Annotated in this window: 26 protein-coding genes; 16 read left to right on the top strand and 10 right to left on the bottom strand. The window is 73.4% G+C overall.

What is annotated here, in order from left to right:
• The first annotated feature begins 90 nt into the window (after positions 1-90).
• The 3 genes from ACIBCA_RS24530 to ACIBCA_RS24520 are packed head-to-tail and all read left to right on the top strand — an operon-like array spanning position 91 to position 3,210.
• Positions 91-708 (top strand): TetR/AcrR family transcriptional regulator, encoded by a 618-nt coding sequence (locus ACIBCA_RS24530; RefSeq protein WP_396285123.1) that lies wholly within the window; start codon positions 91-93, stop codon positions 706-708.
• The gene (locus tag ACIBCA_RS24525; protein ID WP_396285122.1) at positions 692-2,326 is read left to right on the top strand and encodes an acyl-CoA dehydrogenase family protein; all 1,635 of its coding nucleotides are present in this window, start codon (positions 692-694) and stop codon (positions 2,324-2,326) included. The genes ACIBCA_RS24530 and ACIBCA_RS24525 overlap by 17 nt, the downstream gene beginning before the upstream one ends.
• On the top strand, positions 2,323-3,210 hold the full coding sequence (locus ACIBCA_RS24520; RefSeq protein ID WP_396285121.1) for an amidohydrolase family protein: 888 nt from the start codon (positions 2,323-2,325) through the stop codon (positions 3,208-3,210). Before ACIBCA_RS24525 ends, ACIBCA_RS24520 begins: the two co-directional genes overlap by 4 nt.
• On the opposite strand, the gene ACIBCA_RS24515 is transcribed toward ACIBCA_RS24520, so the two are convergent.
• A complete protein-coding gene (locus ACIBCA_RS24515) occupies positions 3,203-4,006 on the bottom strand; it encodes an inositol monophosphatase family protein (protein ID WP_396285120.1) in 804 nt (267 codons plus the stop codon). The two genes, ACIBCA_RS24520 and ACIBCA_RS24515, sit on opposite strands and share 8 nt — an antisense overlap.
• A 92-nt stretch (positions 4,007-4,098) precedes the next feature.
• On the opposite strand from ACIBCA_RS24515, the gene ACIBCA_RS24510 reads away from it, so the two are divergent.
• Positions 4,099-5,082 carry an Lrp/AsnC family transcriptional regulator gene (locus tag ACIBCA_RS24510; protein ID WP_396285118.1) on the top strand — a complete coding sequence of 328 codons (984 nt, stop codon included), beginning with the start codon at positions 4,099-4,101 and terminating at the stop codon, positions 5,080-5,082.
• Positions 5,083-5,291: 209 nt separating this feature from the next.
• Positions 5,292-5,714 carry a hypothetical protein gene (locus ACIBCA_RS24505; protein ID WP_396285117.1) on the top strand — a complete coding sequence of 141 codons (423 nt, stop codon included), beginning with the start codon at positions 5,292-5,294 and terminating at the stop codon, positions 5,712-5,714.
• Here ACIBCA_RS24505 and ACIBCA_RS24500 read toward each other — a convergent pair.
• The 3 genes from ACIBCA_RS24500 to ACIBCA_RS24490 all read right to left on the bottom strand — a co-directional run bounded on the left by ACIBCA_RS24500 (position 5,711) and on the right by ACIBCA_RS24490 (position 7,351).
• On the bottom strand, positions 5,711-6,532 hold the full coding sequence (locus ACIBCA_RS24500) for a helix-turn-helix domain-containing protein (RefSeq protein ID WP_396285116.1): 822 nt from the start codon (positions 6,530-6,532) through the stop codon (positions 5,711-5,713). The two genes, ACIBCA_RS24505 and ACIBCA_RS24500, sit on opposite strands and share 4 nt — an antisense overlap.
• A gap of 59 nt (positions 6,533-6,591) precedes the next feature.
• Positions 6,592-7,074: a hypothetical protein gene (locus ACIBCA_RS24495; protein ID WP_396285115.1), complete on the bottom strand. Its 483-nt coding sequence runs from the start codon at positions 7,072-7,074 to the stop codon at positions 6,592-6,594.
• 127 nt (positions 7,075-7,201) lie between these two features.
• Positions 7,202-7,351 (bottom strand): hypothetical protein, encoded by a 150-nt coding sequence (locus tag ACIBCA_RS24490; protein ID WP_396285114.1) that lies wholly within the window; start codon positions 7,349-7,351, stop codon positions 7,202-7,204.
• 101 nt (positions 7,352-7,452) lie between these two features.
• Between ACIBCA_RS24490 and ACIBCA_RS24485 the strand changes: the two genes are divergently transcribed.
• A complete protein-coding gene (locus tag ACIBCA_RS24485) occupies positions 7,453-8,544 on the top strand; it encodes a DUF5937 family protein (RefSeq protein WP_396285113.1) in 1,092 nt (363 codons plus the stop codon).
• Here ACIBCA_RS24485 and ACIBCA_RS24480 read toward each other — a convergent pair.
• Complete coding sequence (locus tag ACIBCA_RS24480; RefSeq protein ID WP_396285112.1) at positions 8,541-9,242, bottom strand: 4'-phosphopantetheinyl transferase family protein; 702 nt, start codon at positions 9,240-9,242, stop codon at positions 8,541-8,543. The two genes, ACIBCA_RS24485 and ACIBCA_RS24480, sit on opposite strands and share 4 nt — an antisense overlap.
• Positions 9,243-9,609: 367 nt before the next feature.
• On the opposite strand from ACIBCA_RS24480, the gene ACIBCA_RS24475 reads away from it, so the two are divergent.
• The gene (locus ACIBCA_RS24475) at positions 9,610-11,139 is read left to right on the top strand and encodes a choice-of-anchor A family protein (protein WP_396285111.1); all 1,530 of its coding nucleotides are present in this window, start codon (positions 9,610-9,612) and stop codon (positions 11,137-11,139) included.
• 91 nt (positions 11,140-11,230) lie between these two features.
• Here ACIBCA_RS24475 and ACIBCA_RS24470 read toward each other — a convergent pair whose 3' ends face one another.
• Positions 11,231-11,863: a TetR family transcriptional regulator gene (locus ACIBCA_RS24470; RefSeq protein ID WP_037973422.1), complete on the bottom strand. Its 633-nt coding sequence runs from the start codon at positions 11,861-11,863 to the stop codon at positions 11,231-11,233.
• Positions 11,864-11,939: 76 nt separating this feature from the next.
• Between ACIBCA_RS24470 and ACIBCA_RS24465 the strand changes: the two genes are divergently transcribed.
• Positions 11,940-12,965: a hypothetical protein gene (locus tag ACIBCA_RS24465; RefSeq protein WP_396285110.1), complete on the top strand. Its 1,026-nt coding sequence runs from the start codon at positions 11,940-11,942 to the stop codon at positions 12,963-12,965.
• A 14-nt stretch (positions 12,966-12,979) separates the two neighbouring features.
• On the opposite strand, the gene ACIBCA_RS24460 is transcribed toward ACIBCA_RS24465, so the two are convergent.
• From ACIBCA_RS24460 to ACIBCA_RS24450, 3 genes are all read right to left on the bottom strand, one after another.
• Positions 12,980-13,477, bottom strand: a complete 498-nt coding sequence (locus ACIBCA_RS24460; protein ID WP_396285109.1) for a hypothetical protein — start codon at positions 13,475-13,477, stop codon at positions 12,980-12,982.
• Positions 13,478-13,603: 126 nt separating this feature from the next.
• Entirely contained in the window at positions 13,604-14,845 is a 1,242-nt protein-coding gene (gene kynU / locus ACIBCA_RS24455) for a kynureninase (RefSeq protein WP_396285108.1), read from the bottom strand.
• Positions 14,846-14,862: 17 nt separating this feature from the next.
• Positions 14,863-15,693, bottom strand: a complete 831-nt coding sequence (locus tag ACIBCA_RS24450; protein ID WP_396285107.1) for a tryptophan 2,3-dioxygenase — start codon at positions 15,691-15,693, stop codon at positions 14,863-14,865.
• A 217-nt stretch (positions 15,694-15,910) separates the two neighbouring features.
• On the opposite strand from ACIBCA_RS24450, the gene ACIBCA_RS24445 reads away from it, so the two are divergent.
• The 4 genes from ACIBCA_RS24445 to ACIBCA_RS24430 all read left to right on the top strand — a co-directional run bounded on the left by ACIBCA_RS24445 (position 15,911) and on the right by ACIBCA_RS24430 (position 19,965).
• Positions 15,911-16,345 (top strand): Lrp/AsnC family transcriptional regulator, encoded by a 435-nt coding sequence (locus tag ACIBCA_RS24445; RefSeq protein WP_396285106.1) that lies wholly within the window; start codon positions 15,911-15,913, stop codon positions 16,343-16,345.
• Between the two features lie 151 nt (positions 16,346-16,496).
• Positions 16,497-17,057, top strand: a complete 561-nt coding sequence (locus ACIBCA_RS24440) for a DoxX family protein (protein ID WP_396285105.1) — start codon at positions 16,497-16,499, stop codon at positions 17,055-17,057.
• 118 nt (positions 17,058-17,175) lie between these two features.
• Positions 17,176-17,787: an FxLYD domain-containing protein gene (locus ACIBCA_RS24435; protein ID WP_396285104.1), complete on the top strand. Its 612-nt coding sequence runs from the start codon at positions 17,176-17,178 to the stop codon at positions 17,785-17,787.
• 330 nt (positions 17,788-18,117) lie between these two features.
• Positions 18,118-19,965: a glycosyl hydrolase family 18 protein gene (locus ACIBCA_RS24430; protein ID WP_396285103.1), complete on the top strand. Its 1,848-nt coding sequence runs from the start codon at positions 18,118-18,120 to the stop codon at positions 19,963-19,965.
• A gap of 101 nt (positions 19,966-20,066) precedes the next feature.
• On the opposite strand, the gene ACIBCA_RS24425 is transcribed toward ACIBCA_RS24430, so the two are convergent.
• On the bottom strand, positions 20,067-20,645 hold the full coding sequence (locus tag ACIBCA_RS24425) for a MarR family winged helix-turn-helix transcriptional regulator (protein WP_396285102.1): 579 nt from the start codon (positions 20,643-20,645) through the stop codon (positions 20,067-20,069).
• A gap of 154 nt (positions 20,646-20,799) precedes the next feature.
• On the opposite strand from ACIBCA_RS24425, the gene ACIBCA_RS24420 reads away from it, so the two are divergent.
• The 4 genes from ACIBCA_RS24420 (at position 20,800) to ACIBCA_RS24405 (ending at position 25,468) form a co-directional block, all read left to right on the top strand.
• A complete protein-coding gene (locus tag ACIBCA_RS24420) occupies positions 20,800-22,104 on the top strand; it encodes an MFS transporter (protein WP_396285101.1) in 1,305 nt (434 codons plus the stop codon).
• A gap of 179 nt (positions 22,105-22,283) precedes the next feature.
• Positions 22,284-23,900: a dolichyl-phosphate-mannose--protein mannosyltransferase gene (locus ACIBCA_RS24415; RefSeq protein WP_396285100.1), complete on the top strand. Its 1,617-nt coding sequence runs from the start codon at positions 22,284-22,286 to the stop codon at positions 23,898-23,900.
• A complete protein-coding gene (locus tag ACIBCA_RS24410; protein WP_396285280.1) occupies positions 23,900-24,679 on the top strand; it encodes an ABC transporter permease in 780 nt (259 codons plus the stop codon). The genes ACIBCA_RS24415 and ACIBCA_RS24410 overlap by 1 nt, the downstream gene beginning before the upstream one ends.
• Before the next feature lie 201 nt (positions 24,680-24,880).
• The gene (locus ACIBCA_RS24405) at positions 24,881-25,468 is read left to right on the top strand and encodes a TMEM165/GDT1 family protein (protein WP_396285099.1); all 588 of its coding nucleotides are present in this window, start codon (positions 24,881-24,883) and stop codon (positions 25,466-25,468) included.
• Position 25,469: the final 1 nt, after the last annotated feature.

Genomic DNA, 25,469 nt, shown 5'->3' with positions numbered 1-25,469 from the left:
GGCCCCTGTCCGAAGCGGCCCCTGCCCGAAGCGGCCCCTGTCCGAAGCGGTCCCTTCCTGAAGTGCTGAATCGGTGCTTCAATGCTTTCCGTGGCCTACCGACGCACCCCCGCGGTCCAAGCCCGTCTGGACGCCCAGCGCGAGGCCGTGCTGCAGTCGGCCGTGCTCCTGCTCGCCGACCGCGGCTACGGCGGCTGCACCATGGCCGCCGTCGCCGACCGCGCCGGGATCGCCACCGGCAGCCTCTACCAGCACTTCGCCAACAAGGCCGAGCTCTCCGTCGAGCTGTTCCGCCGCGTCGTGAACCGGGAGATCGCCGCCGTCCACGAGGCCCTCGCCCGCCAGGACACCCCGCAGCGCCGCGTCGCCGCCGTCGTCGAGACCTTCGCCGCCCGCGCCCTGCGCGCCCCCCGCCTCGCGTACGCCCTGCTCGTCGAACCGGCCGACGCCGTGGTCGACGGCGAGCGCCTCGTCTTCCGGCGGGCCTTCCGTGATGTGATCGCCACCGAGATCGCCGCCGCCCTCGCGAACGGCGAACTCCCCGAGCAGGACCCGGTGCTGACCGCCGCCGCCCTCGTCGGCGCCGTCGGTGAGGCCCTCGCCGGACCGCTCGCCGACCCCACCGACCGGGCCGCCTCCGAGGTGGTCCCCGCCCTGGTCTCCTTCACCCTGCGTGCCCTGGGAGGACGCGATGACAGCGACGCATGAGGTCACCAACCAGGTGCCCCTGCCGTACGGACACGACACCGCCGCCGACCCGACCCTGCTCGACGCCCTGCACCGCGCGGGCGCCGGCTGGGCCGAACCCGAACTGCGCGAACTCGGCCGCCTCGCCGGCTCCGAGGAGGCCGCCGAACACGGCCGCCTGGCCAACGAGCACCCGCCCGTGCTGCGCACCCACGACCGCTTCGGCCACCGCGTCGACGAGGTCGAGTTCCACCCCTCCTGGCACGAGCTGATGCGCACCGCCGTCTCCCACGGCCTGCACGCCGCGCCCTGGCGCGACGACCGGCCGGGCGCGCACTCCGCCCGCGCCGCGAAGTTCCACGTCTGGGGCCAGGTCGAGGCCGGCCACACCTGCCCGGTCTCCATGACCTACGCCGCCGTCCCCGCCCTGCGCCACAGCCCCTCCCTGGCCGCCGAGTTGGAGCCACTGCTGGCCGCGAAGGAGTACGACTTCGGGCTGCGCGAGCCGCACACCAAGCGCGGCCTGATCGCCGGCATGTCGATGACCGAGAAGCAGGGCGGCTCGGACGTCCGCACCAACACCACCGTCGCCACCCCGCAGCCCGACGGCACCTACCGCCTCACCGGGCACAAGTGGTTCACCTCCGCGCCCATGTCCGACCTCTTCCTCACCCTCGCCCAGGCCCCCGGCGGGCTCAGCTGCTTCGCGCTGCCGCGCGTCCTCCCGGACGGCAGCCGCAACCGGCTCCAGCTGATGCGCCTCAAGGACAAGCTCGGCAACAAGTCCAACGCCTCCGCCGAGCTGGAGTACGACGGCGCCGTCGGCTGGCTCGTCGGCGAGGAGGGCCGGGGCGTGCCGACCATCATCGAGATGGTCAACATGACCCGCCTGGACTGCACCATCGGCGCCGCCTCCGGCATGCGCCAGGCCGCCACCCGGGCCGTCCACCACGCCCTGCACCGGCGGGCGTTCGGCAAACCGCTGGCCGACCAGCCGCTGATGGCCAACGTCCTCGCCGACCTGGTCGTCGAGTCCGAGGCCGCCACGATCGTCGCCATGCGCCTGGCCCGGGCCACCGACCTCGCCCTCGCCGGCGACGAAACCGAGGCGCTGGTACGGCGGTTGGGCCTGGCCGCCGCCAAGTACTGGGTCTGCAAGCGCGGCCCCGCCCACGCCGCCGAAGCCCTGGAGTGCCTGGGCGGCAACGGCTACGTCGAGGAGTCCGGCATGCCCCGGCTCTACCGCGAGGCGCCCCTGGTCTCGATCTGGGAGGGCTCCGGCAACGTCGCCGCCCTGGACGTGCTGCGCGCCATGGCCCGGCGCCCCGAGGCGGTCCAGGCCTTCCTCGGCGAACTCGACGCCGCCGCCGGAGCCGACCGCCGGCTGGACGCGGCCGTCGCCGACCTGCGCAAGCAGCTCGGCGACCTGACCGACCTGGAGTACCGCACCCGCCGCCTCGTCGAGGCGATGGCGCTGGCCTTCCAGGGCTCCCTGCTCGTCCGCTACGGCCACCCGGCCGTCGCCGACGCCTTCTGCGCCACCCGCCTCGCGGGCGACCGGGGCTCCGCCTTCGGCACCCTGCCCGTCGGCGTCGACACCGCCGCCATCGTCGACCGCGCCCGGCCGGTGCCCGCGTGAGCACTCAGGAGGCCTCCACCGTACGGGAGTTCTGGCAGGGCCTCGGCCTGCCCGGGCTCATCGACGTGCACACCCACTTCATGCCGAAGAACGTCCTCGACAAGGTGTGGGCCTACTTCGACGCGGCCGGCCCGCTCATCGGCCGCCCCTGGCCCATCGCCTACCGCGAGGCCGAGGCCGAACGGGTCGCGCGGCTGCGGGAGTTCGGCGTCCGGGCGTTCACCTCGATGCTCTACCCGCACAAGCCCGGCATGGCCGGCTGGCTCAACGCCTGGGCCGCCGACTTCGCCGCCCGCACCCCCGACTGCCTCCACACCGCCACCTTCTTCCCCGAACCCGGGGCGGCGGCCTACACCGCCCGGGCCGTCGAGGACGGCGCCCGGGTGTTCAAGGCCCACCTCCAGGTCGGCGGCTACGATCCGGCGGCGCGTGAACTCGACGAGGTGTGGGGCCTGTTGGCCGACAGCGGCACCCCCGTGGTCACCCACTGCGGCTCCGGCCCGGTGGCGGGCCGGTACACCGGCCCCGGCCCGATCGGCGAGGTGCTCAAGCGCCACCCCCGCCTGGTGCTCGTCGTCGCCCACCTCGGCATGTCCGAGTACGGCGAGTTCCTCGACCTCGCCGAACGCCACCCCGCCGTGAGGCTGGACACGACCATGGCCTTCACCGACTTCGTCGAGGCCGAGCAGCCCTTCCCCCGCGAGGAGCTGCCCCGGCTGCGCGCCCTGCGCGAACGGGTGCTGCTCGGCAGCGACTTCCCCAACATCCCCTACCGGTACGTCCACCAGCTGGAGGCGCTGGCCGGGCTCGGGCTGGGGGAGGAGTGGCTGCGGGCCGTCTGCCACGACAACGCGGCCGAACTGTTCGGCCTCGGGGTCAGCTGACCGCTCGCAGGACCTCCACCGCCCGCGCGTGCAGCCCGGGCGCGGCGGCGAGGAAGCTGTCGGAGCCGGCCGTCCAGGCCGCCCCGGCGGCGTCCGTCACCGCCGCGCCCGCCTCGCGCGCGATCAGGGCGCCGGGCAGCAGATTGCCCGCGTCCACGCCGTACTGCCAGAACAGCGGCAGGTGCCCGGAACCGACCTGCGCCACCTGGAGCGCGGTCGGGCCGAGGTTGCGCACCGCCAGCACCGCGCCCGCCATCGCGGACAGCGACTCCCCGGCACGGCGCAGCGCCGTCGCGTCCCGGGCGACCATCGGCGGCTGGCTGGTGGCCGCGACGGTGATCGCCAACTCCCGCTCCACCGGCGCGATCGGCCGCCCGTCCAGCTGGGCGCCGCCGCCCAGCACCGCCCGGTAGGTGCGGCCCCGGCCGAACAGCTCCGGGGCGTGGACGACGGCCAGCTCCGCCTCGCCGTCGCGCACCAGCGTGGCCGTCACCGCCCAGTGCGGCTGCCCGAGCAGGTACTGCACCGCGCCGTCCGTCGCGTCGCAGACCCACCACTCACCCTCGGCGGGCAGCGAGCCGTCCAGCTCCTCGGGCAGCCAGCCGGCCGCCGGGTACAGCGCGGTGAGCCGCTCGCGCAGCTCGGCGGCGGCCGGGCCGTCCACCGCCGCGAAGGCCGCGGCCGCCTCCTCGGGCGTCCGCGCCTGCACCGGCTCCACGGGCCGGCGCGCCGCCAGCCCCGCGCCGACCTCGCGCACCGCCGCCTCCACGCCCTCCGCCGTCGTCCACAGGTCCATCGTCGTCCTCCTCCTCGTCGGTAGGACAAGAGGTACCGTGGGTGCTGCTGATCAGGACGTCATCGGCGCTCGAACGACGGAGAACGGACACCATGGACCTGGCAGCGACTGATCCGGACAGCGTGCTGGACACCCTCGACCGCCGTCTGGTCTGCGCCCTCCAGCTCGACGGGCGGGCCGAACCCGGCCGTCTCGCCGAGGTGCTCGGCGTCTCCGCCCGGACGGTCACCCGCCGCCTCGGCCGGATGCGGCAGACGGGCGTGCTGCGGGTGGTCCGCCTCCCCGACGTCGAGGACGACGCCGTCGGCGCCCTGCTGCTGCGTGTCCGGGTGCTCGGCGGCACCGTCGACGCCGTCGCCCGCGCCCTGGCCGACCGGCCCGACGTGCCCTTCGTCGACATCCTCCTCGGCGGCCAGGAGATCGGCGCCGTCATGCTCACCGACGCCGGCTCCCGCGACCGCCTCCTGTACGGGCAGCTGCCCGCCACCAGCGCCGTCACCGAGACCACCGCCCACGCCGTGCTCCACGCCTTCGCGGACGCCTCCCAGTGGCAGGCCGGGTACCTGACCGGGAGTGAGATCGCCGCCCTCGCCCGCCCCCGGCCACCGCGCCCCGCCGTCCGGCCACCCGTCGACGACCTCGACCGCGCCCTGCTCGACCGCCTGGGCGAGGACGCCCGGCAGTCCCACGCCGCCCTGGCCGCCGCGACCGGCGCGCCCGAGTCGACCGTCCGCCGCCGCCTGAACCGGCTGGACGGGCTGGGGCTGCTGCGCGCCCACGTCACCGTCGACCCCCGCCTGCTCGGCATGGCCGTGGACGCCAACCTCTGGCTGGACGTCCCGCCCGGCCGCCTCGCCGAGGTCGGCGAAGCCCTCGCCGGCCACCCCCAGGTCCACGGCGTCTTCGCCACCAGTGGCCCCACCAACCTCCTGGCCACGCTCTTCTGCCCCGACCACCCGGCCCTCTACCGCTTCCTCACCGACACCCTCGGCCCCCTCGGCGTCACCCGCGCCGAGACCACCATCACCGCCCGCGCGGTGAAGCGCGCGGGGGTGCTGCTCCGGGATCGGCCGTGAGCCGGGGCGCTTACCCGGGAGGTAATCGACGCCCACCCCGGCGCCCGGCAGGCTGGTCGCACGACGGCGGCGGGACTACGGAAGTAGTGCCACTACATCCGCAGTCCCGCTGCTCCGGCGGCGCCACGACTACGCCAGTAGTGCCACTACTTCCATAGTTCCGCCGCAGAGGAACCCCAGCCCGCACCCGTGTCAGGAGGCGATCCGCCATGTCCGCGAACGCGACCACCCGCACCCCGTCCCCCGCCCCCGCCTTCTCGCCGTGGACCGTCCGCGGCACCCTCGCCCTGGACGCCGTGGTGACCGGCGGCAACGGACTCGCCTACCTCGCCCTCCCCGGCCCCCTCGGCGACCTGCTCGGCATCGGCCGCTCCACCCTCTTCGGCCTCGGGCTCTTCCTCACCGTCTACGCCCTGCTGGTCGCCGCCCTGGCCACCCGTCCGCGCCCCCACCGGCTCGCCGTCCTGACGGTCGTCGACCTCAACGCCGCCTGGACGGTCCTCAGCCTGGTCGCCCTCGCCGCCCGGCTGGAGCCGACCACCGCCGGCGCCGTCTGGATCCCCGCCCAGGCCGCCGTGGTCGCCCTCTTCGTCGCCCTCCAGCTCACCGCCCTGCGGCGCGACGTCCGCTAAGGCTGCTGGACGGCTTGCCAGAGATACCGGGCCGTCGGCTCGTCCGCCGGCAGGAACGTCTCCATCGCCAGCTCGGAGACCGTCACGTCCAGCGGCGTGTTGAAGGTCGCGATGGTCGACAGGAACGACAGCACCCGCCCGTCGTGCCGGATCCGCAGCGGCAGTGCGAGCGAGCAGCCGAGGTCCTCCGCCGAGGCGTCGCACGCGTCGACCGGCTCGGGGTAGCCCCGGACCTCCTCGTACAGCCGCCGCAGCGGCTCGGAACGGACCAGCTCCAGCTGCCGCTCCATCCGCTCCAGCAGATGCCCCCGCCACTGCCGGTGGTTGACGATCCGCGGCGCCAGCCCGTCCGGGTGCAGGACGAGCCGGATCGCGTTGAACGGCGGCTCCAGCAGGTGCGGGGCGACGCCGTCCAGCAGCAGCCCGATCGCCCGGTTGGCCGCCAGCACCCGGAACGCGCCGTCGACGACCACCGCCGGGTACGGGTCGTGGGCGGCGAGCAGCCGCTCCACGCCGCCGCGCAGCGCGTCCATCGACGGGTCGTCCAGCGGCGTCTCGGCGAAACAGGGGGCGTAGCCGGCCGCGAGCAGCAGCGCGTTGCGCTCCCGCACCGGGACGTCCAGGTGCTCGGCCAGCCGCAGCAGCAGCTCCCGGCTCGGGCGGGAGCGCCCGTTCTCGACGAAGCTGAGGTGCCGGGCCGAGGAGTCGGCCCGGAGCGCCAGTTCCAGCTGGCTGAGGTGTCGCCGCTCCCGCCAGCCGCGCAGCAGCGCGCCGACGCCGGTCCCTGTCGGGCTGCCCATGCCCGCCACGATCGTCATGATCGAGGACGGTACTCGAACGAGCCCCGAACACGGCAGAGGGCGTCAGACCTCGGCGGTCAGACCCCGGTGGTGGACCCCGGCCGGATGATCATCAGCACCACGACCACGGCCCACAGCAGGTTGAACACCCCGGCCGTCATCGGCAGCAGCCGCAGGCCCTTCACGGCCTTGCCGTGCTGCTCGTCCTCGGGAGCCAGCCCGAGCGCGTCCACGGCGGCCTGCTGGCCGGGCAGGACGAAGAGGAGCAGCGAGAGGCCCGCGATCGCGGTGAGCACCATCGAGACGATCAGCCAGGACTGGCCGAGCACGTCCATGACCTGCGCGACGCCGATGCCCAGGACCGGAACGGAGACGCCCAGCAGCGCGTAGACCTGGGTGATCCGGTGCAGGACGCGCAGCACGCCCGCCTCGCCGGCGGCGTCCGGCCCGCCCGCGAGCGCGGCCTTCGCCCGGCGCGGGAACATGCTGACGGCGACGGCGACCGGGCCTATGAACAGGACCGACACGAGAACGTGCAGGCTCAGCAGGAACTTGGCCACGGCGGGGCACCTTCGATCGATCCGGGGGAGAGGACGGGGAGCGGGAGCGCCCGCGACCAGGCACGCTAACACCTGCTTATCCGCCGCCCCGAGGCACACCTGGAGCCCACGCGCCGCCACCCGGGGCTTAGCGCTCCCCGCCCCGCACGGCGAGCCGGACGCGGCGCACGAGGTCCCGCAGCACGGCGAGGTCGTGGGTGCCCGGCAGGGGCGGGGCCGGCTCGCCGTGCCGGGCGGCGCGGTGGCTGTCGAGGAGGTGCTGCTGGAGTGCGTTCATGCCGCTCACCCTGCGCCCGCCGCACCGCGCCCGTCCCGCCGATTGACGGCCCTGGTCAAACGGCGCGACAGCGCCCCCGCCCGCCCCGGCATCATGGTGGGGTGAGCGTGACCATCGACATCACCGGACTGCCGCCCGAGCGGATCGTCTTCAGCCCCTCGCCGCTGGCCGAACTCGGCAACGCCCTGCACGCGCTGGCCGAGCCCGCTCACCACCCCCGGCTGCACGCCTGGACCACGGCGACCTCCGCCGCTCTGGAGCCGGAGCTCGCCGACCGCCTGTTCGAGGCCGACTTCATGTGGCGCTCCACCCGCTCCGACTTCCTGATGCCCGCCCGCCCCCGGGAGACCCTCGCCGAGGAACTGGACGACCTCGACCGCCTGGACGACGAGACCTTCGTCGGCTCGGCCATGGAGATCTCGTGCAGCAGCAGCCTCTACGGCAGGGGCATGCCCTCGCCGCTCACCGACGGCCGGGCACGCCGCCGCGCCCTCGACCTGGCGGCCGCGCGGGGACCGCGCCAGGCGGCCTTCGGCGAACGGATGCTGGCCGACCCCACCGGCACCCGCGCCTGGATCCGGCGCCTCCTGGAGGACTGCGACCGGGCGTTCTTCGCCGACGCCTGGCGCCGCGTCCACGTCCAGCTCGCCGCCGACGCCCGGCACAAGACCGACCTGCTGCGCCGCAAGGGCCTCGCCGAGGCGCTCACCGCGGCCTCCTCCGTGCTGAGCCTGGAGGAGGACGGGCAGGGCAGCCGCATCGTCGTCGACAAGCTGGTGCACGGCCGCACCGACGCCCGGAGCAGCGGCGTCACCCTGCTGCCCACCGTCTTCGGCTGGCCGCACTTCCTCTCCCTGTACGCGCCGGGCTGGCAGCCGGTCATCCAGTACCCGGCCGCCGCCCACGAGGTCGGCGGCACCGAGTCGGTGGAGGCGGTGAAGCTGCGCCTGGAGGCGCTGACCCACCAGATGCGGATGAACCTCTGCCGCCACCTGGCGCGCGGCGCCTCCTCGACGAGCGAGCTGGCCGACGCCTGCGACATCACGCCCCCCGAGGTGTCCCGGCACCTCGCCGTCCTGCGCAGGGCCGGGCTGCTCACCACCCGCCGCCGGGGCCGCTACGTCCTCCACCAGTTGGACCTCTCGGTGGTGGTCCGGATCGGCAGCGACTTCCTGGAGTCGGTGCTCCGCTAAGCCGTGAGATCGACGACCCGCGGGGCGGCCGTGGAGACGGCGGCGACGGCGGCGCCGTGCCCGGGGTCCGTCCAGTCGAGCAGGTGGAGGTCCTCGTAGCGGCTGCGGAGCGGCTCGCCCGGGGGGACGTCCAGGGGGAGGGCGGCGAGGTCGATCTCGCCGAGGGTGTCGAGGCGGGCCCGGCCGATCTTGATCAGGGACTCCTTGCGCACCCACTGCCGCAGGAAGGCGAGGTCCGGCTCCGGCGCGGCCTCGACGGCGGCGAGCTCGCCGGCGGTGAGCACCCGGCGGGCGACCGCGCGCAACGAGCCGCCGCGCACCGCCAGTTCGACGTCCACCCCGACGGGCTGGAAGCCCGCCCCGGCCGCGACCACGCCCTTGGTGTGGGAGAGCGTCACCTCCACCCCGGGATGGTCCGGCAGGTAGGGCTTGCCGTGGTCGGCGAGGCCGCAGTCCGGGCACTGCTGGGCGAGCACGACCGCCGTCACCGGGACGCCGAGCAGCCGGGCGGCGCAGAGCCGGACGAGGACGTGCCCGGCGGTGTAGTCGGCCCGTCCGGACTCGTTGCGGAACCGGGCGGCGCGCTCCCGCTCCATGGCGGTGAGCAGGTGTTCCCCCGCCTCGGGGTGGCGCAGTACGGCGTCCGTGGACGCGACGGCGACGAGCGGGGCGCTCCGGTCCTGGGCCTCGGTGGTCATGCCCCCAACCTAGCCGGACCCGTCCCCGGTCGGTGATTCCGTCCCGGGCCCTGCCTGGGCGCTGCCCGTGCGCTGCCCGTGCGCTGCCCGTGCGCTGCCTGGGCACTGTCGCCGGCTGCGCCCTTCGAATGACTTTCGGATTCGACCTGAGGGTCTGTAGGGTGTGATTCGTCCGTTTTGGGGTTGGATACACCGAATCTGTGGGATCGACAGCAGATCACACAGAATGTGGCAGGTCTTCGACACCTGCCCTTTTCCATGCGCGGAGGAAGTGTCGATGGGTCAGGGCCGTACCGGTACGCCGGGTCACAGGAGAACCGCTACGAGAAGGGCACCCGCCGGGCGCCGCCGGACCGTCCGCATCGCCGTGGCCACCGCCGTCGCGGCCCTGCCGATGGCCGTCGTGCTGTCGACGGTCGGTACGGCCGCGCCGCTCGCCCCGCCGCTGGGCGCCTGCACCGGGCCGGACTGCCCGGCCACCTGGCCGGGGCCCAACAACGGCGACTTCACCGGCCGCGACGCCAGCATCAACGTCTTCACCGGCGGCAACTACACCGTCAACGGCCGTGCGGCCGAGGCCGAGGGAAAGATCGTCACCCTGGGGAACCTGACCGTCGACAAGAACGGCGGCGGCATCTACAACATGGGCGTCGTCGGCGTCGGCTCGCGCATCGTCCCGCCGAACGGCAGCGACTTCGTCACCACCGGCGGCGACGTCGTCGCGGCGAGAGGCAACTCGATCCTCATCGGCGGCAGCGACTCGCACGGCCCGGCCTTCGGCAACCTGCGCCACGCGGGCAGCGTCTCGGGCGTCGTCACCATCGACCCGACGGGCCAGTCCATCGCGGACCCGAACGCCGCCGCGCCCTACCAGACCGTGCTCACCCAGATCGAGGAGGTCTCCGACTGTGTCGGGCGGGCCACCGCGACCGGCACCGTCGACGTCTCCTCCAGCCAGGCGACCTTCACCGGCGACGGGACCAGCATGAAGCAGGTCTTCAACGTCCCCGGGAACCTCGCCTCGCCCACCGGCGGGCAGATCGGCCTGGTCTTCAACAACATCCCGGCCGGCGCCACCGTCGTGGTGAACATGCTCGGGGACAGCCCGATCATCAACACCTACACGGGTACCGGCCTGGCCGGGGACCAGACCACCGACATGCGGTCGAAGCTGATGTACAACTTCCCGACCGCGACCAACGCCCAGATCCTCGGCAGCGCCCAGTTCCAGGGATCGGTGCTCGCGGGCAACCCGGGCGGCACGATGACCATCGCCCAGCCGGGCATGAACGGGCGGGTGTACCTCGCGGGCAACCTGATCCACACGGGGACGGGCGGGTACGAGCTCCACAGCTACCCGTTCGACGGGGACCTGCCGGAGTGCAAGGTGTCGCCGAGCCCGTCGCCGTCCGAGTCGCCGTCGCAGTCGCCGAGCCCGTCGTCCTCGCCGAGCTCCTCCCCGAGCCCGTCGCCTTCGTCGAGCCCGTCCTCGTCGCCGTCACCGAGCCCTTCGCCGTCGCCGAGCCCGTCGTCCTCGCCGAGCCCTTCGCCTTCGTCGAGCCCGTCGTCCTCCCCGTCGCCGAGCCCGTCCTCGTCGCCGTCCTCCTCTCCGAGCCCGTCGTCGAGCCCCTCCTCCTCTCCGAGCCCGTCGTCGAGCCCCTCCTCTTCGCCGAGCCCGTCGACCTCGCCGTCCTCCTCGCCGAGCGCGAGTGAGAGCACGAGCACGAGCTCGGCCCCGGCCCCGGGTCCGAGCAGCCACCACCACGGTGGCGGCGGTGAGCTGCCGTCCACCGGTGCGGGCGACGCGCCGATGATCTTCGGCCTGGCGGGCGCGGGTCTGCTCGCCCTCGGCGGTCTGGCCGTGCTGGCCGCCCGCCGCCGTGGTCGCCACAGCTGACCGGCCGTAACGGCCGACCGGCCGTAACGCGCTGAACGCACAGGCCGCCCGGGTCCTCGCCGACCCGGGCGGCCTGTGCTGTCGCATACTGTCAGCGCCGCGCCGGCGGGTAGTCGGCGAGGCCCTCGCCGAGGAGGGCGAAGGCCCGTTCCACCGCCGCCTCGATCCGGGGGCGCAGCGTGGCGGGCGCCTCGCCGCCGACCACGGCGCGGCGGATCTCCGCGAGCGCCGCCCGGTGGGCGCCGGCGAGGGCGCCGGCGGTGAGGCGGGGGAGGGGGTCGGCGGGGTCGGTGCCGGTCTCCTCGGCGAGGGCTTCGGCGAGGGCGGCTTCGGCTCGTTCGCCGAGGTCCAGCAGGCGGGCGCGCAGGGCGGGGCTGTCGGCGACGATCCGCCAGAACGTGGCGATCCCTGGGTTGAGCCCCACCGTGGGCTCGCCGCTCGCGATGGCCGCCAGCAGGTCGTCCCGGACGGCCCGGGCGGCGGAGCTGCCCGGCGGTCGGTGGCGGACGGCCTCGGCGAGCCGGGCGACCACCTCGTCCTCCCGGTCGAAGAAGAGGTCCTCCTTCGTCGGGAAGTAGTTGAAGACGGTGGTGGGTGCGACTCCGGCGGCCCGGGCGATCTCGGTGACGGTGACCTTGTCGAAGCCGCGTTCGGCGAACAGGCCCATGGCCGTGTCGGCCAGCAGGAGCCGGGTCTGCTGCTTCTTGGTCTCGCGAAGTCCCATGCCCGGAGTCTATCCGCTATCCATGGTGTCACTCCAAACTTGCAGTGACACCAAAAATCTGGAGTACGGTGTCGCCATGACCTACTTCGGCGACGGCTTCACCTTCGGCGTCTACCCCGGCGGCCGGCTCGGCAGCGAGACCGGCCTGATCGACCCCGTCAGCCCCGACGACCCCGCGCGGATCACCGAAGCGCTGCGCGAACTCCAGGGCGGTGCACCACGGTTCACCGTCCGTGCCTACCGCTCCTACCCGGCCGACGACCCGACCCCGGCCCGCCCCGAGCAGTACCTCGGCGACGGCCGCAAGCTCGACCTCGTCCTCCAGTACCGCGGCCCCGGCGGCTCCAGCGGCTCCGGCGGCCCCGGCGGCCTCGGCGGCTCCAGCGGCGAGCTGGACGGCTGGCTGGACTCCATCCGGACCGTCGTCCGGTCCGAGGGCGCCCGGATCGCCGCCCTGCAGATCTGCGAGGAGCCCAACGCGGACCTCCCCGTCCTGGACGGCAGCGTGCCGGGGGTGCGCCGGGCCCTGGTGGAGGGGGTGGTCGCGGCCAAGGAGGCGGCGCTGGCCTGCGGGTTCACCGACCTGGCGGTCGGGTTCAACGCGGTGCCGGCCTTCGATCCGGCCGACACCTTCTGGCCCGAGATCGGCGAACTCGCCGACGAGCGCTTCCACCGGGCGCTGGACTACGTCGGCCTGGACTTCTTCCCCGACGTGTTCCGGCCGGTGCCGGGCGAGCAACTCGCGGGCGCCGTCCGGTGGTTGGTGGAGAGCTTCCGTAACGACGCGCTCCCGAAGGCGGGCATCGCACCGAACGTCCCGGTGCGGATCTGCGAGAACGGCTGGCCCACCGGCCCCGGCCCCGGGCGCAGTGAGGCGCGACAGGCCGAGGTCGTCGAGCTGGTGGTCCGGACGGTGGCCGGGCTCGCCGCCGAACTCGGCGTCACCGGTTACGGGTTCTTCGGTCTGCGGGACGCGGACAGCGCGGGCGCGGACCTGTTCCACCACTTCGGGCTGCTGCGCGACGACTACTCCCGCAAGCCGGCCTTCGACGTGCTGAAGGGCCTGGTCGGCGAACTGACCAGGCCCTCCACTGAGACGTGACGAGCGGCGCGGCCTCAGCGGTCCGCGAAGAAGCGGTCCACCGTACGGCGCTCGGCGGCGACCGTGTGCACCGGCTCGCCGACCACCCGGCCGGCCAGGGTGACGGCCAACTCGCCGACGTCCTCGCGCAGTCGGGCGTTCGCCTGGACACGGTCCGCGTCGAGCGCGGCGTGTGTGGCGGCGAGCAGCGCCTTCCGGTCGCGCAGGGCCTCCGCGCGGGCCGCCGCGATGGAGGCGGCGCCCTGCTCGGCGTAGTCCTGGCGGATGCGGGCGGCCTGGTGCCGGGCGGCCGTGAGCTCCTGGAGCCGGGCCTGCCGGAGGGACTCCGCCTCGGCGCGCAGCTCCTCCGCGTGCTCGACCCGCCCCTCGGTGGCCTCCCAGCGCTCGGCCCGCAGCCGCTCGATGCGCGGCAGGAGGCGCAGGCCCAGGGTGGTCATCATCGTGAAGAGCAGGATCAGCCCGAGGATCTGTTCGGAGGGCTTCGGGCCGAGCGGTCCGAGTTCGATCTTCATGGTGAAACCTCCCCTGTGGCCGACGAACGGTCAGAAGGGAGGTTTCCCAAGGGTGATGGGCGTCGAACTACCGTACGGCCATGACCTCCGTCACGTCATCTGCCGGACGGGACCGGGCGGCTCCGGTCAAGTCACCTCGCCCCGGCGGGAGAAGCGCTCCTCGCGCCACTCGCCGCTCTCCAGCACCTCGGCCAGGTGCCGCGCCGCGTCCCACACCTCGGTGTACGAGAGGTAGAGCGGCGTGAAGCCGAAGCGCATCAGGTCCGGGGCGCGGAAGTCGCCGATCACCCCGCGCGCGATCAGGGCCTGGACCACCGGGTAGCCGTCGGCGTGCCGCAGCGCGACCTGGCTGCCGCGCCGGGCGTGCTCGCGCGGGGTGACCACCTCCACGCCGTCCAGGCGCTCGACCAGGGAGATGAACAGGTCGGTCAGCGCCAGGCTCTTGGCCCGGACGGCCGCGAGGTCGGCCCGCTCCCACACGTCCAGGCTGACGCCCAGGGCGGCCTGGCCGAGCAGGGAGGGCGAGCTGGTCAGGAACCGGCCGATGCCGGGCTTGGCCTCGTAGCCGGGCTCGAAGGCGAACGGGCGGGCGTGGCCGAACCAGCCGCTCAGCGGCTGGGTGGGCGCGGCCGCCAGGTGCCGCTCGGCCACGTACAGGAAGGCCGGGGCGCCGGGGCCGGAGTTGAGGTACTTGTAGGTGCAGCCGACCGCGAAGTCGGCGCCCGCTGCGCCGAGTTCGACGGGAAGCGCGCCCACGGAGTGGCACACGTCCCAGATCATCAGCGCGCCCGCGGCCTGCACCCGGGCGGTGATGCCGGGCATGTCCAGCAGTTCGCCGGTCCGGTAGTCCACGTGCGAGAGCACGACGACGGCCACATCGGCGTCCAGGTGCGCGTCCAGCTCCTCGGGGCGGACGAGCACCTGGCGCGCGCCCTCGACCAGGCCCGTCACGCCCTCGGCGATGTACAGGTCGGTCGGGAACGCCTCGCCGTCGCCCAGCACCGTGCGCCGGCCCGGGCGCAGCGCGAGCGCGGCCGACAGCACCTTGAACAGGTTCACCGAGGTGGTGTCGCAGACCACCACCTCCTGCGGGCCCGCGCCGATCAGCGGCGCGAGCCGGCGCCCGAGCCGGTAGGGCTGCTCGAACCAGCCCGCGTCGTTCCAGCTGCGGATGAGGTCGTGGCCCCACTCCTGCTCGACCACCTGCGCCACCCGCGCGGGGGTGCGCACCGGCAGGGCGCCCAGCGAGTTGCCGTCCAGGTAGATCACCCCGGGCGGCAGGGAGAACTCCTCCCGGAACGCCGCCAGCGGGTCGGCGGCGTCCAGTGCGGCGCACTCCTCGCGCGTGGTCCGCGTCGTCGACGTCATGGTCCCGTTCCCCTCGCTCACAGCTCGTCCCGGATGGCCCACAGCTCCGGGAACACGTCCTGCTCGGCGGACTTGCGCAGCCAGGCCAGCCCGCTGGAGCCGCCCGAACCGGGCTTTCCGCCCATCGTCCGCTTCACCGAGGACAGGTGGCGCTGGCGCCAGCGGGTGACCCGCTCGGCCACGTCCAGCAGCGTCTCGCCCAGCGGCCGCAGGCCGGCGAACTCCGGCTCGGTGTACACCCGGCGCCAGGCCGCGGCCACCTCCTCGGACGGGCGGTGGCGCTCGGCGGAGGCCGTCGCGGGCACGTCCAGGCCGTGCCGGGCGAGCAGGGCCAGCGCCTCGTCGTACAGGCCGGGGGAGCGCAGCGCCTCCTCCAGGCCGGCCTGCGTCTCCGGCATGCCGGCGTACATCGCCAGCAGCGCGGCGTTCTTGTTGCCGAGCATGAACTCCAGGTGCAGGAACGCGGCCGACTGGAAGCCGGAGGCTTCGCCGAACAGCGAGCGGAAGGAGTTGAACTCCTGCGGCGTCATGGTGGCCAGCAGGTCCCAGGACTCCACCAGCACGTTCTGCGCGTGGGTGCCCCGGCGCAGCGCGGCCAGCGCGGCGGGCAGGTCGTCCTCGCGCAGCGCCTGCCGGGCGATCGTCCACTCGTGCCGCAGCAGGTCGAAGAGCAGCTCCATCACCTGGGTGGTGACGATGAAGGACAGCTCCGCCGGTTCCTTGCTGCGCGGGTGCTGGAGGCTGTGCAGCTCCTCCAGCCGTACGTACTGGGCGTACGGGGTGCCCCGACCCGGCTCGCCGCCCCGACCGAATGACAGGCTGGGTGTCTCCACCGTGTCGTGCCCCATCCCGATCCCTCCTGATCCGTCCGGGCGCCCTCGCCCGGGGTCGGCGGACCGGACAGAAGGCCCGGTTCCCACCGAGGCCCATTGTGCGGCGGTCCCACCCCCCGGTTGAATGGTCGACGGGCACCGCAACCGCCCTCGGGGCTGCCGTTCACGAGGCGTTTCGCGGATTCCCTTTACGAACGGAAAAACCGCCGGTCCACACCCTCAGGGAGCCCCCATGGACGCCGTCGACCGCCGCCTGCTGGCCGAGCTGCAGGCCGACGCCCGGCTCTCGTACAACGAACTCTCCCGCCGGGTGAGCCTGTCCGCACCCGCGGTGGCCGAACGGGTCCGCCGGCTGGAGGCGGAGGGCGTGATCAGCGGCTACCACGCCCACGTCGACCTCACCCGGGCCGGGCTGCCGATCACCGCGCTGGTGCAGATCCAGTGCTACGGGCCGCGCTGCGTCCTGCGCGACCCGGACGTGGCCACCTGGCCGGAGGTGCTGCAGCTGCACCGGGTCACGGGCGGGGCCTGCTGCGTGCTGCTGGTCGCGGTGCCGACGATGGCGGACTTCGAGGCCCTGTGCGACCGGCTCGGTGGCTACGGGCAGCCGTCCAGCTCGATGATCCTCTCCAGCCCGGTGCCCTGGCATCCGGTCGTGGCCCCGTAGCGCGCCGTAGCGCGCCGTCCGGCTCATTCCCGTACGGCGGCGGATTCGCCCGGATGGCGGCCCCAGGTCGAACGCGCGGGCGTGCTCGGGTGCCATGGAGGGAGGACGAATCCGGCACGGAAGCACGGACGCACGGAAACGAGGACGCGACATGTGCCTGAACCGTAAGGACCTGGGCCTGCTGGCCCTGCGCGGCGCGGTCGGCGGGGTGCTGATCGCCCACGGCGCCCAGAAGCTGTTCGGCTGGTTCGGTGGCGGCGGCCTCGAGGGCACCACCGCCGCGATGGAGCACATGGGCTTCCACCCCGCCCGGGAGAGCGCCATCGCGGCGGGCCTGGGCGAGGCGGGCGGCGGCGCGCTGCTGGTGGCCGGGCTGGCCACGCCCGCGGCCGGGGCGGTGGTGGCCGGGACGATGGCCGGTGCGGTGGCGGTGCACGCCCCGGCGGGCTTCTTCGCCATGGGCGGCGGCTACGAGTACCCGGCCTTCCTCGGCGCGACCGGGCTCGCGATCGGCCTGGCCGGCCCGGGCCGCTACTCCCTGGACCACCTGACGGGCCACGTCTTCGACCGGCCCTGGGTCGGCCTGGCGGCCTTCCTGGCCAGCGCCGCGAGTGCGTACGGCGTGGTGGCGCGCCGCCGGCACGTGGTGCGGCTGCGCGAGGAGCGGGCCGCCGTGGAGGCCGACGAGCAGGAGGGCTCGGGGCTCTCGTAGCCCCGGCCTGCCGGCCGCGAGACCACTCTCGGGGGGTGCGCCCGTAACCACTCTCCGAGGGCGCCCGTAACCACTCTCCGAGGGAACTCCGAAGGAACTTCGAAGGATCGAGGACCACATGGACCGCCAGCCGCCCGCCCGGGCCCGCCTTCCGCGCGTCACCCGACGGCCGCCGGACGCACCGGTGTTGCGCCGCCGCAGGGCCGTCGCCGGGGTGCTGGCCGCGGCGGTGCTCGGCGCGGCGGCGCTGGCGGGCTGCTCCTCGGGCAAGACGGCGAGCAGCACCGCCTCCTCGGCGATCGGCGAGATCGAGAAGGGCGTGAGCGCCGCCGCCTCCGCCGCCTCCGCGCTGGCCTCGGCGGCGGGCGGGGCGGGGGCGCTGATCTCCTCGGCCCAGGCGGAGGCCTCGGCGGCGGTGTCGGCCGCCTCCTCGGCGATCGAGGGCATCAAGGGCGGCCTGGACGCCAAGGGGGACGTCGCCCTCGGGGCGGTGACCACCGGCTCGGACGGCAAGGCGCAGGCGGCGCTGACCGTCACCAACCACGGGCAGCAGTCGTACCGGTACGTGATCCAGGTGAACTTCACCGACGAGTCCGGCAAGGTGCTCGACGCGGCGGCGGTGACCGTCAACGACGTGGCGGCGGGCCAGAGCGCGCAGGCCACCGCCCGCAGCAACCGGGACCTGTCGGGCACGGTGAAGGCCGAGGTCGCCAACGCCGTCCGGTACTGAGCCGTCCGGTACCGAGGCGCAGGTGGGGGCGGGGGCAGGGCCGGGGGCGGAGCCGGGGCGGAACCTTAAGCCCGGCTCAAGGCCCAACGGCACCTCTTGACGGGGGAGTTGGTCTAGTCCATTTTTATGCCCAGGTGCAGGGAGCCCCTGAACCGGCGTCAACGGCCTCACGGCCGGGGGCGCCGGTTCGGCACATCCCGATGTCCGTCCGTCAAGACCTGATCGCCCTCCACTCCCCACCCCTGATCTGTCATGCCCCTGTCGTCCGGCCCCACCCCGGACGCGCGCCCCAGGGGCGACGGCACCCCCACAACCAGGAGTCACGCACCCATGCTGCGCTCACGCATCGAAAGGGCCGGGACGCCGGCTCCCCAGGACGGCCGTCGCCGCCGTCCCAAGAGCCTGGTCGCCATCGCGGCCGGCACCGCCGCCTCCCTGCTGCTCGGCGCGGGCCTCGCGCTGACCGGCGGTGGCTCGGCCAGCGCCGCCACCACCAACTCCACCGGCGCGCCCGCCACTTCGGGCGGCCTCAAGGTCGCCTACTTCGACCAGTGGTCGATCTACCTGAACGCGTACTACCCGAAGACCATCCAGGACACCGGCGTCGCCGGCCAGCTGGACTACATGCAGTACTCGTTCGCCAACATCCACCCGACCGACCTGGGCTGTTTCGAGGCCAACAAGGCCGCCGACGGCAACGACAACAACCCCAACGCGGGTGACGGCGCGGGCGACTCGTTCGCCGACTACCAGAAGAGCTTCGGCGCGGACATCTCCGTCGACGGCGTGGGCGACGTCTGGAACCAGCCGGTCGCGGGCAACTTCAACCAGCTCAAGAAGCTGAAGGCGAAGAACCCCAAGCTCAAGGTCCTGATGTCGATCGGCGGCTGGACCTACTCCAAGTACTTCTCCGCGGCCGCCGCCACCGACGCCTCGCGCAAGCACCTGGTGTCCTCCTGCATCGACATGTTCATCAAGGGCAACATCCCCTCCGAGGGCGGCTTCGGCGGCCCCGGCACGGCGGCCGGCATCTTCGACGGCTTCGACCTCGACTGGGAGTACCCGGGCGGCGGCGGCCACACCGGCAACCTCTCCAGCCCGGCCGACAAGCAGAACTTCACCCTGCTGCTGGCCGAGTTCCGCAAGCAGCTCGACGCCCAGGGCCAGACGGACCACAAGACCTACGACCTGACCGCGGCCGTCGGCGCCGGCCAGGACAAGATCATGAACGTCGAGACCGACAAGATCGGTCAGTACCTCACGTTCATGGACGTCATGACCTACGACCTGCACGGCGGCTGGGACGCCCAGGGGCCGACCAACCACCAGTCCGCCCTGTACTCGGGCCCGAACGACCCGTCCACCCCGGCCAAGCCGGGCCACGGCAAGTACTCGATCGACAACGCCATCAAGGCGTGGACGGTCGGCGACCCGGACTACGGCATCCCCGGCGGCTTCCCGGCCAAGAAGATCAACATGGGTGTCCCGTTCTACTACCGCGGCTGGACCGGCGTCCAGAACAACGGCAAGAACGGCCTCTTCCAGCCCGCCGCCAGCCCCGCGACCGGCTCCGCGAACTCGGGCAACGTCGCCGGCATCCAGATGTACAAGGAGCTCACGGGCTTCGTCGACAACCCGTCCAAGACCTTCTGGGACGACGACGCCAAGGCCACGTACTTCTACGACGGCACCACCTTCTGGAGCGGTGAGGACAGCCGCTCGATCCAGGCCAAGATCGACTACGCCCACTGCAACGGCCTCGGCGGCGCCTTCGCCTTCTCGCTGTACGACCTTGGTACCAAGACCACCCTCTTCGACAAGATGGTGACCGCCGTCAACGGCTCCGCCAGCGGCTGCCCGGCCCCGCCGACCGGCACCCCGACCGCGACGCCGACCGGCACCCCGACCGGCACGCCCACCGGGACCCCGACCGGTACGCCCACGGGCACGCCGACCGGCACCCCCACGGGCACGCCGACCGGCACCCCCACCGGTACGCCCACCGGCAACCCGACCTGCACGGCCGCCCCGGCCTGGAACTCCGCGACCGTCTACGCGGCCGGCGGCACCAAGGTCTCGTGGAAGGGCCACTACTACACCAACAAGTGGTGGACCCAGGGCGAGGACCCGAGCCTGAGCGGCCAGTGGGGCGTCTGGACCGACAACGGTCCCTGCTGACCCACCGGAGCTGAGGGCTGACGGACCCTCGCACCGCACCTGAGCAGTGAACGGTCCGGCCCGCCGGGGGATCACCCCCGGCGGGCCGGACCCGTCTTCGCCTACTGGTTCGCCGTGCGCCCCGGCGCCTCGGGCCGGCTCTCCTCGATCCGCAGCAGCATCCGGGCCAGCAGGCCCGAGAGCAGCGTGCGCTCCTCCCCGGCGATGTCCTGGAGCAGCTCCTCCTCGAAGACCGCCGCCATCCGCATCGACTCCAGCCACTTGTCGCGGCCGAGCTCGGTCAGCTCGATGATCACGCGCACCCGGTTGGACTCGTCCCGATCCCGGGTGACCAGGCCCTCCGCCACCATCCGGTCGATCCGGTGCGTCATCGCCGCCGGGGTCAGCGCGAGCCGCTTGGCGAGCTCGCCGGGGCCCAGCCGGTACGGGCTGCCGGAGACCACGAGCGCCTTGAGCACCTCCCACTCGGCGGAGGTGATTCCCAGCACAGTCAGCTGCCGGTCGTAGGCCACGCCCATCCGCCGCGAGACCCGGTTGAGGGTCTGCACGATCGTCTCGACCTGCGGGTCCACCGTCGGGAACTCCCGCTGGTAGAGCGCCACCTGCTCCGCGATGCCGAACTCCAGGGGGGTGGCCGGCGCGGGCTTGTCGGCCGTCGTCGCCGGCTTGTCCGTAGTCATGCGGACCAGTGTCGCACGAGCGTGCACCCCTTAAGCCTTTGACTCCGCACTCTTCCGGTGCTAAGACTTTATCTCGTCACAGTTTAGGTCTGAAATCTTCTGGGATTAAGAGTTCCAGGGGAAACACCGGACGAACCAGGAAGGGATGTGCACGGTGATCGGCACGGTGAAGCAGCAGAGGCGGCAGCGTGGAGCGGGCGGTCCGCTGCGCCGCGTCCAGATCGGAAACGCGCTCAGCGCGTTCGGCGGCGGGTTCACGATGCCGTACATGTTCGTGTACGTGGACCAGGTGCGCGGGCTCGGATCGCTGGCGGCGGGGATGGTCTTCACCGTCTTCGCGCTCGCGGCGCTCGCCGTGCTGCCGATCACCGGCCGGGGCATCGACAAGTACGGCCCCCGCCCGGTGCTCCTCGCGGGGGCGGGCCTGGCCGCCGTCGGCGCGTTCGCCTTCGGGCACGCCACCGGAACCCCGGCGCTGCTGGTCTCCTCCTTCCTGTTCGGCGCGGGTGTCACCACCTGCCAGCCGGCGCTCGCCACGATGATCGTCCGCAGCTCGACGGCGGCCACGCGCTCGCACGCCTTCGCGCTGCAGTTCACCCTGGTCAACCTGGGCATGGGCATCGGCGCCCTGGTCGGCGGCCAGATCGTGGACGTCAGCGACCCGGCCAGCCTCACCCGGCTGTTCACCATCGAGGCGGCGACGTTCCTCGGCCTCGCCCTGATCACCGGCACCACCCGGATGCCCCGGGCGCAGCTGTCCGCCGTCCAGGAGAACAAGGGCGGCCCGACGGGCCTGCGCGCCCTGCTCGCCGACAAGGCGATGGTGCGGCTCAGCATCCTCGCCGGCCTGATCTTCTTCACCTGCTACGGCCAGTTCGAGTCCGGCGTCGCGGCCTTCGCCACCGACACCGTCGGCACCGCCCCGTCCACCCTGGGCCTCGCGATCGGCGCCAACGCGCTGACCATCGTGATCCTGCAGATGTTCATGGTGCGCATCACCGCGCGCCGCCGCCGCACCACCGCGATGGCCGCCGCCGCCGTGGTCTGGCTCGGCGCCTGGACGATGGCCCTGGTCGCCGGCCTGATCCGCACGGAGACCATGGCCGCCACGGTCGCCATCGTCTCGGTCTACGCCCTGTTCGGCGTCGGCGAGTCGCTGCTCGCGCCCACCATGGGCCCGATGGTCGCCGACCTCGCCCCCTCCCGGCTGCTCGGTACCTACAACGCCGGGTACGCCCTGGTGAAGCAGATCGCCGTCGCGGTCGGCCCGGCCGTCGGCGTGCTGATGGTCGGCTCCGGCACCTGGCCGCTCTACCTCGCGGCCATGGCGGGCAGCACCCTGCTGATCGTCTGGCTGGCGCTGCGCCTGCGCACCCACCTGACGCCGGAGCAGGACAACGCGGCCCCGGCCGTGGTCCGCACGGCCGTCGAGGTCCGCGAGCTGCAGACGGCCGCCTGATCCCGTCCGAGCGCACCCCCCGCGCAAGGGCGTTCGAGACGGGCTCCGACCAGGTCACCTGGTCGGAGCCCGTCGCGCTTGGATTCCCGGGCACCGGCACATAGTGTCGGTGCCTGTCGCCCGTCCGGCCCTGGTGCGGACCGGCGTGACCCGGCGAAGACAGGCGAATCGGCGAGGCTATGACCCAAGCGGCGCTCACGCACCCCCCGGTGGCCCCGGCCGCCGAAGCACCGGCCCCGGCCCCGCGCCGACTGCCCCCGTGGCTGACCCGGCACGCCGACTGGACCGGCCCGATCGCCGTCGCCCTGTTCGCGGGCCTGCTGCGCTTCTGGCACCTCGGGAAGCCCGACTCCTTCGTCTTCGACGAGACGTACTACCCCAAGGACGCCTGGTCGCTGCTCCAGCAGGGCTACGAGGGCACCTGGCCCGACCACGCCAACACCGACATCCTGGCCGTCCCGCAGAGCATCCCCCTGAACTCCGCGCCCGAGTTCGTCGCCCACCCGCCACTCGGCAAATGGGTGATGTCGATCGGCGAGCAGCTGTTCGGCCTCAACCCCTTCGGCTGGCGGTTCATCACCGCCCTGCTCGGCACCCTCACCGTGCTGATGCTCGCCCGCATCGGCCGCCGCCTCTTCGGCTCCACCCTCATCGGCTGCACCGCCGCCCTGCTGCTGTCCGTCGACGGCCTCCAGCTGGTCATGAGCCGGATCGGCCTGCTCGACGGCATCCAGATGTTCTTCGTGCTCGCCGCCTTCGGCAGCCTCCTGATCGACCGCGACCACGCCCGCGCCCGGCTCGCCCTGGCCACCGACGGCGACACCGTCCGCCTCGGCCTGCGCCCCTGGCGCATCACCGCCGGACTGCTCCTCGGCGCCGCCTGCGCCGTCAAGTGGAACGGCGCCCCCATCCTCGCCGCCTTCGGCGTCCTCACCGTCCTGTGGGACCAGTCCGGCCGCCGCGGCGCCGGCGCCCGCCGCCCCTGGCTCTCCATGCTGCGCCGGGACGCCGGACCCGCCCTCCTCGCCATGGTCGGCTCCGCCCTCGTGGTCTACGTCGGCTCCTGGAGCGGCTGGCTCGCCAGCGGCACGGGACCGGCCGGCGAGGGCGGCTACGACCGGCACTGGGCGGACGGCCGCGACGGGCTCTCCCCGGACAGCCTCTTCGGCATCCCGCTGCCGCAGGTCCCGATGAGCTGGGTGCCCGCGCCGCTGCGCAGTCTCTGGCACTACCACTCGCAGATGTTCGACTTCAACACGGGCCTGGTCCAGCCGCACACCTACCAGTCCAACCCCTTCGCCTGGCTGGTCGACGGCCGCCCGGTCTCCATGTACTGGGATCAGGTGCCCCAGGGCCAGCGCGGCTGCACCGCCACCGGCGGCTGCGCCTCGCAGATCCTGGGCCTGGGCACCCCGTTCCTGTGGTGGGCGGCCTGCTTCGCGCTGGCCTACCTGCTGTGGCGCTGGTTCTTCCGCCGCGACTGGCGCTCGGGCGCCGTGCTCTGCGCCGTCGCCGGGATCTACCTGCCCTGGTTCAAGTACCAGGAGCGGACGATCTTCTCCTTCTACATGGTCGTGCTGGTGCCGTTCCTGTGCCTGGCCGTCGCCCAGATGCTCGGCGCGATCCTCGGCCCGCCCGGGTGCAGCCGCGAGCGCCGCCGCTACGGGGCGATCGGCGCGGGGCTGATCGTGTTCGCCATCGTCGGGTGCTTCGCCTTCTTCTACCCGCTGTACACGGCGGAGGTGATCCCGATGTCGTCCTGGCAGGACCGGATGTGGTTCACCAGCTGGATCTGATGGGCCTCGCCTCCTCCGGCAGCGGGCAGCTGCTGCCCGTCACCCCGCTGCTCGGCGTCGTCACCGCGCTGCTGCTGCTGGCCGCCGTGGCCGTCGCCGGGTGGGGCCTGCTCGGCCACGGCCACGCCGTCCTGCGGGCCGGGCTGCGGGCGGTGGTGCAGCTGGCCGGCGTCGCGGCGGTCATCACCTGGGTGGTGGGCTCGCTCTGGTGGTCGGCGCTGTTCGTGGTGCTGATGTTCTCCGTCGCGGTGCACACCGCCGGGCGGCGGATGACCCCCGGCCCCGGCTGGGTCTGGGCGGCCGCCCCGATCGGCGCCGGGGTGCTGCCGGTGCTCGCCCTGCTGCTCGGCACGGGCCTGCTGCCGCTCAAGGGCCTGTCCGTCATCCCCGTCGCGGGCATCCTCATCGGCGGGGCGCTCACCGCCACCTCGCTGGCCGGCCGCCGCGCCCTCGACGAACTGAGCCAGCGGCGCGGCGAGGTGGAGGCGGCCCTGGCGCTCGGCTTCGAGGGGCGCGACGCCCGGCTGGAGATCTGCCGTACGGCGGCGGCGACCTCGCTCGTCCCCGCGCTGGACCAGACCCGCACCGTCGGCCTGGTCACCCTGCCCGGCGCCTTCGTCGGCATGCTGCTCGGCGGCGCCTCGCCCGTCCAGGCCGGGGCGGTGCAGCTGTTCGTGCTGATCGGGCTGCTGGCCGTGGAGGCGGTGTCGATCGTGGTGGTGCTGGAGCTGGTCGGGCGGGGGCTGGTGCAGGTGGGGGAGCCCGGCGCCGTCCGGTAGGCTGGTCCGCGTTGAAGGGGAGTAGCCCTCCACCGGACCGTCGACATACTGGCCCCCCGGGGCCCGGCGCCCGGGGCACCACTCGATGGGTGTCGGCGAGACCTTCGGCCGCAGTGCTGTGACCATTTCCAGTGCTGTCGGGCCGAAGCGTCCCCCCGAGGGAGCCGCCGGAGCCCGGCAGCCCGACCGAGGACCCCATCCATGAGCCTGACCGTTGCCGCTCTCACCTTCGGCCTCATCTTCCTGGCCGAACTGCCGGACAAGACCGCGCTGGCCAGCCTGGTGCTCGGCACCAAGTACCGCGCCCGCTACGTGTTCGCGGGCGTCGCCGCCGCCTTCCTCGTCCAGGTCGTCATCGCCCTCGCCGCCGGGCACCTGCTCTCGCTGCTGCCGCACCGCTGGGTGCAGGGCGTCACCGGCGCGCTGTTCCTCGTGGGCGCGGCGATGCTGCTCTTCCACGGCGGGGGTGACGAGGAGGACGGGCACGAGGCCAAGGAGCCCTCGTCCAACAGCTTCTGGAAGGTGGCCGGGACGAGCTTCGTCGTGGTAGCGATCGCCGAGTTCGGCGACCTGACGCAGATCATGACCGCCAACCTGGCCGCCAAGTACGGCGACCTGCTCGCGGTCGGCCTCGGCTCGTGGCTGGGCCTGTGCGCGGTCGGCGGGATCGCGATCGTGGGCGGTCAGAAGCTGCTGAAGGTCGTGCCGATGAAGTGGATCGTGCGGGTGGCCGCGGCGATCATGGTCGGGCTCGCGGGCTTCAGCATCGTGTCGGCGATCACGGGCTGAC

This window comes from Kitasatospora sp. NPDC051170, from assembly GCF_044455705.1.
In the GTDB taxonomy this organism is placed as follows: Bacteria; Actinomycetota; Actinomycetes; order Streptomycetales; family Streptomycetaceae; genus Kitasatospora.
Note: the sequence above shows the minus strand (reverse complement) of the source record. Positions and strands in the feature narration are given on the sequence as shown.

Bases quoted from the DNA above. Each gene is read 5' to 3' on its own strand.
- ACIBCA_RS24445 (WP_396285106.1), top strand. From the start codon at position 15,911: ATGGACGCCGTCGACCGCCGCCTGCTGGCCGAGCTGCAGGCCGACGCC.
- ACIBCA_RS24510 (WP_396285118.1), top strand. From the start codon at position 4,099: ATGGACCTGGCAGCGACTGATCCGGACAGCGTGCTGGACACCCTCGAC.
- ACIBCA_RS24480 (WP_396285112.1), bottom strand. From the start codon at position 9,242: ATGACCACCGAGGCCCAGGACCGGAGCGCCCCGCTCGTCGCCGTCGCG.
- kynU (WP_396285108.1), bottom strand. From the start codon at position 14,845: ATGACGTCGACGACGCGGACCACGCGCGAGGAGTGCGCCGCACTGGAC.
- ACIBCA_RS24515 (WP_396285120.1), bottom strand. From the start codon at position 4,006: ATGGACCTGTGGACGACGGCGGAGGGCGTGGAGGCGGCGGTGCGCGAG.
- ACIBCA_RS24405 (WP_396285099.1), top strand. From the start codon at position 24,881: ATGAGCCTGACCGTTGCCGCTCTCACCTTCGGCCTCATCTTCCTGGCC.
- ACIBCA_RS24500 (WP_396285116.1), bottom strand. From the start codon at position 6,532: ATGACGATCGTGGCGGGCATGGGCAGCCCGACAGGGACCGGCGTCGGC.
- ACIBCA_RS24460 (WP_396285109.1), bottom strand. From the start codon at position 13,477: ATGAAGATCGAACTCGGACCGCTCGGCCCGAAGCCCTCCGAACAGATC.
- ACIBCA_RS24430 (WP_396285103.1), top strand. From the start codon at position 18,118: ATGCTGCGCTCACGCATCGAAAGGGCCGGGACGCCGGCTCCCCAGGAC.
- ACIBCA_RS24410 (WP_396285280.1), top strand. From the start codon at position 23,900: ATGGGCCTCGCCTCCTCCGGCAGCGGGCAGCTGCTGCCCGTCACCCCG.
- ACIBCA_RS24415 (WP_396285100.1), top strand. From the start codon at position 22,284: ATGACCCAAGCGGCGCTCACGCACCCCCCGGTGGCCCCGGCCGCCGAA.
- ACIBCA_RS24490 (WP_396285114.1), bottom strand. From the start codon at position 7,351: ATGAACGCACTCCAGCAGCACCTCCTCGACAGCCACCGCGCCGCCCGG.
- ACIBCA_RS24440 (WP_396285105.1), top strand. From the start codon at position 16,497: ATGTGCCTGAACCGTAAGGACCTGGGCCTGCTGGCCCTGCGCGGCGCG.
- ACIBCA_RS24450 (WP_396285107.1), bottom strand. From the start codon at position 15,693: ATGGGGCACGACACGGTGGAGACACCCAGCCTGTCATTCGGTCGGGGC.
- ACIBCA_RS24435 (WP_396285104.1), top strand. From the start codon at position 17,176: ATGGACCGCCAGCCGCCCGCCCGGGCCCGCCTTCCGCGCGTCACCCGA.
- ACIBCA_RS24465 (WP_396285110.1), top strand. From the start codon at position 11,940: ATGACCTACTTCGGCGACGGCTTCACCTTCGGCGTCTACCCCGGCGGC.
- ACIBCA_RS24470 (WP_037973422.1), bottom strand. From the start codon at position 11,863: ATGGGACTTCGCGAGACCAAGAAGCAGCAGACCCGGCTCCTGCTGGCC.
- ACIBCA_RS24425 (WP_396285102.1), bottom strand. From the start codon at position 20,645: ATGACTACGGACAAGCCGGCGACGACGGCCGACAAGCCCGCGCCGGCC.
- ACIBCA_RS24505 (WP_396285117.1), top strand. From the start codon at position 5,292: ATGTCCGCGAACGCGACCACCCGCACCCCGTCCCCCGCCCCCGCCTTC.
- ACIBCA_RS24525 (WP_396285122.1), top strand. From the start codon at position 692: ATGACAGCGACGCATGAGGTCACCAACCAGGTGCCCCTGCCGTACGGA.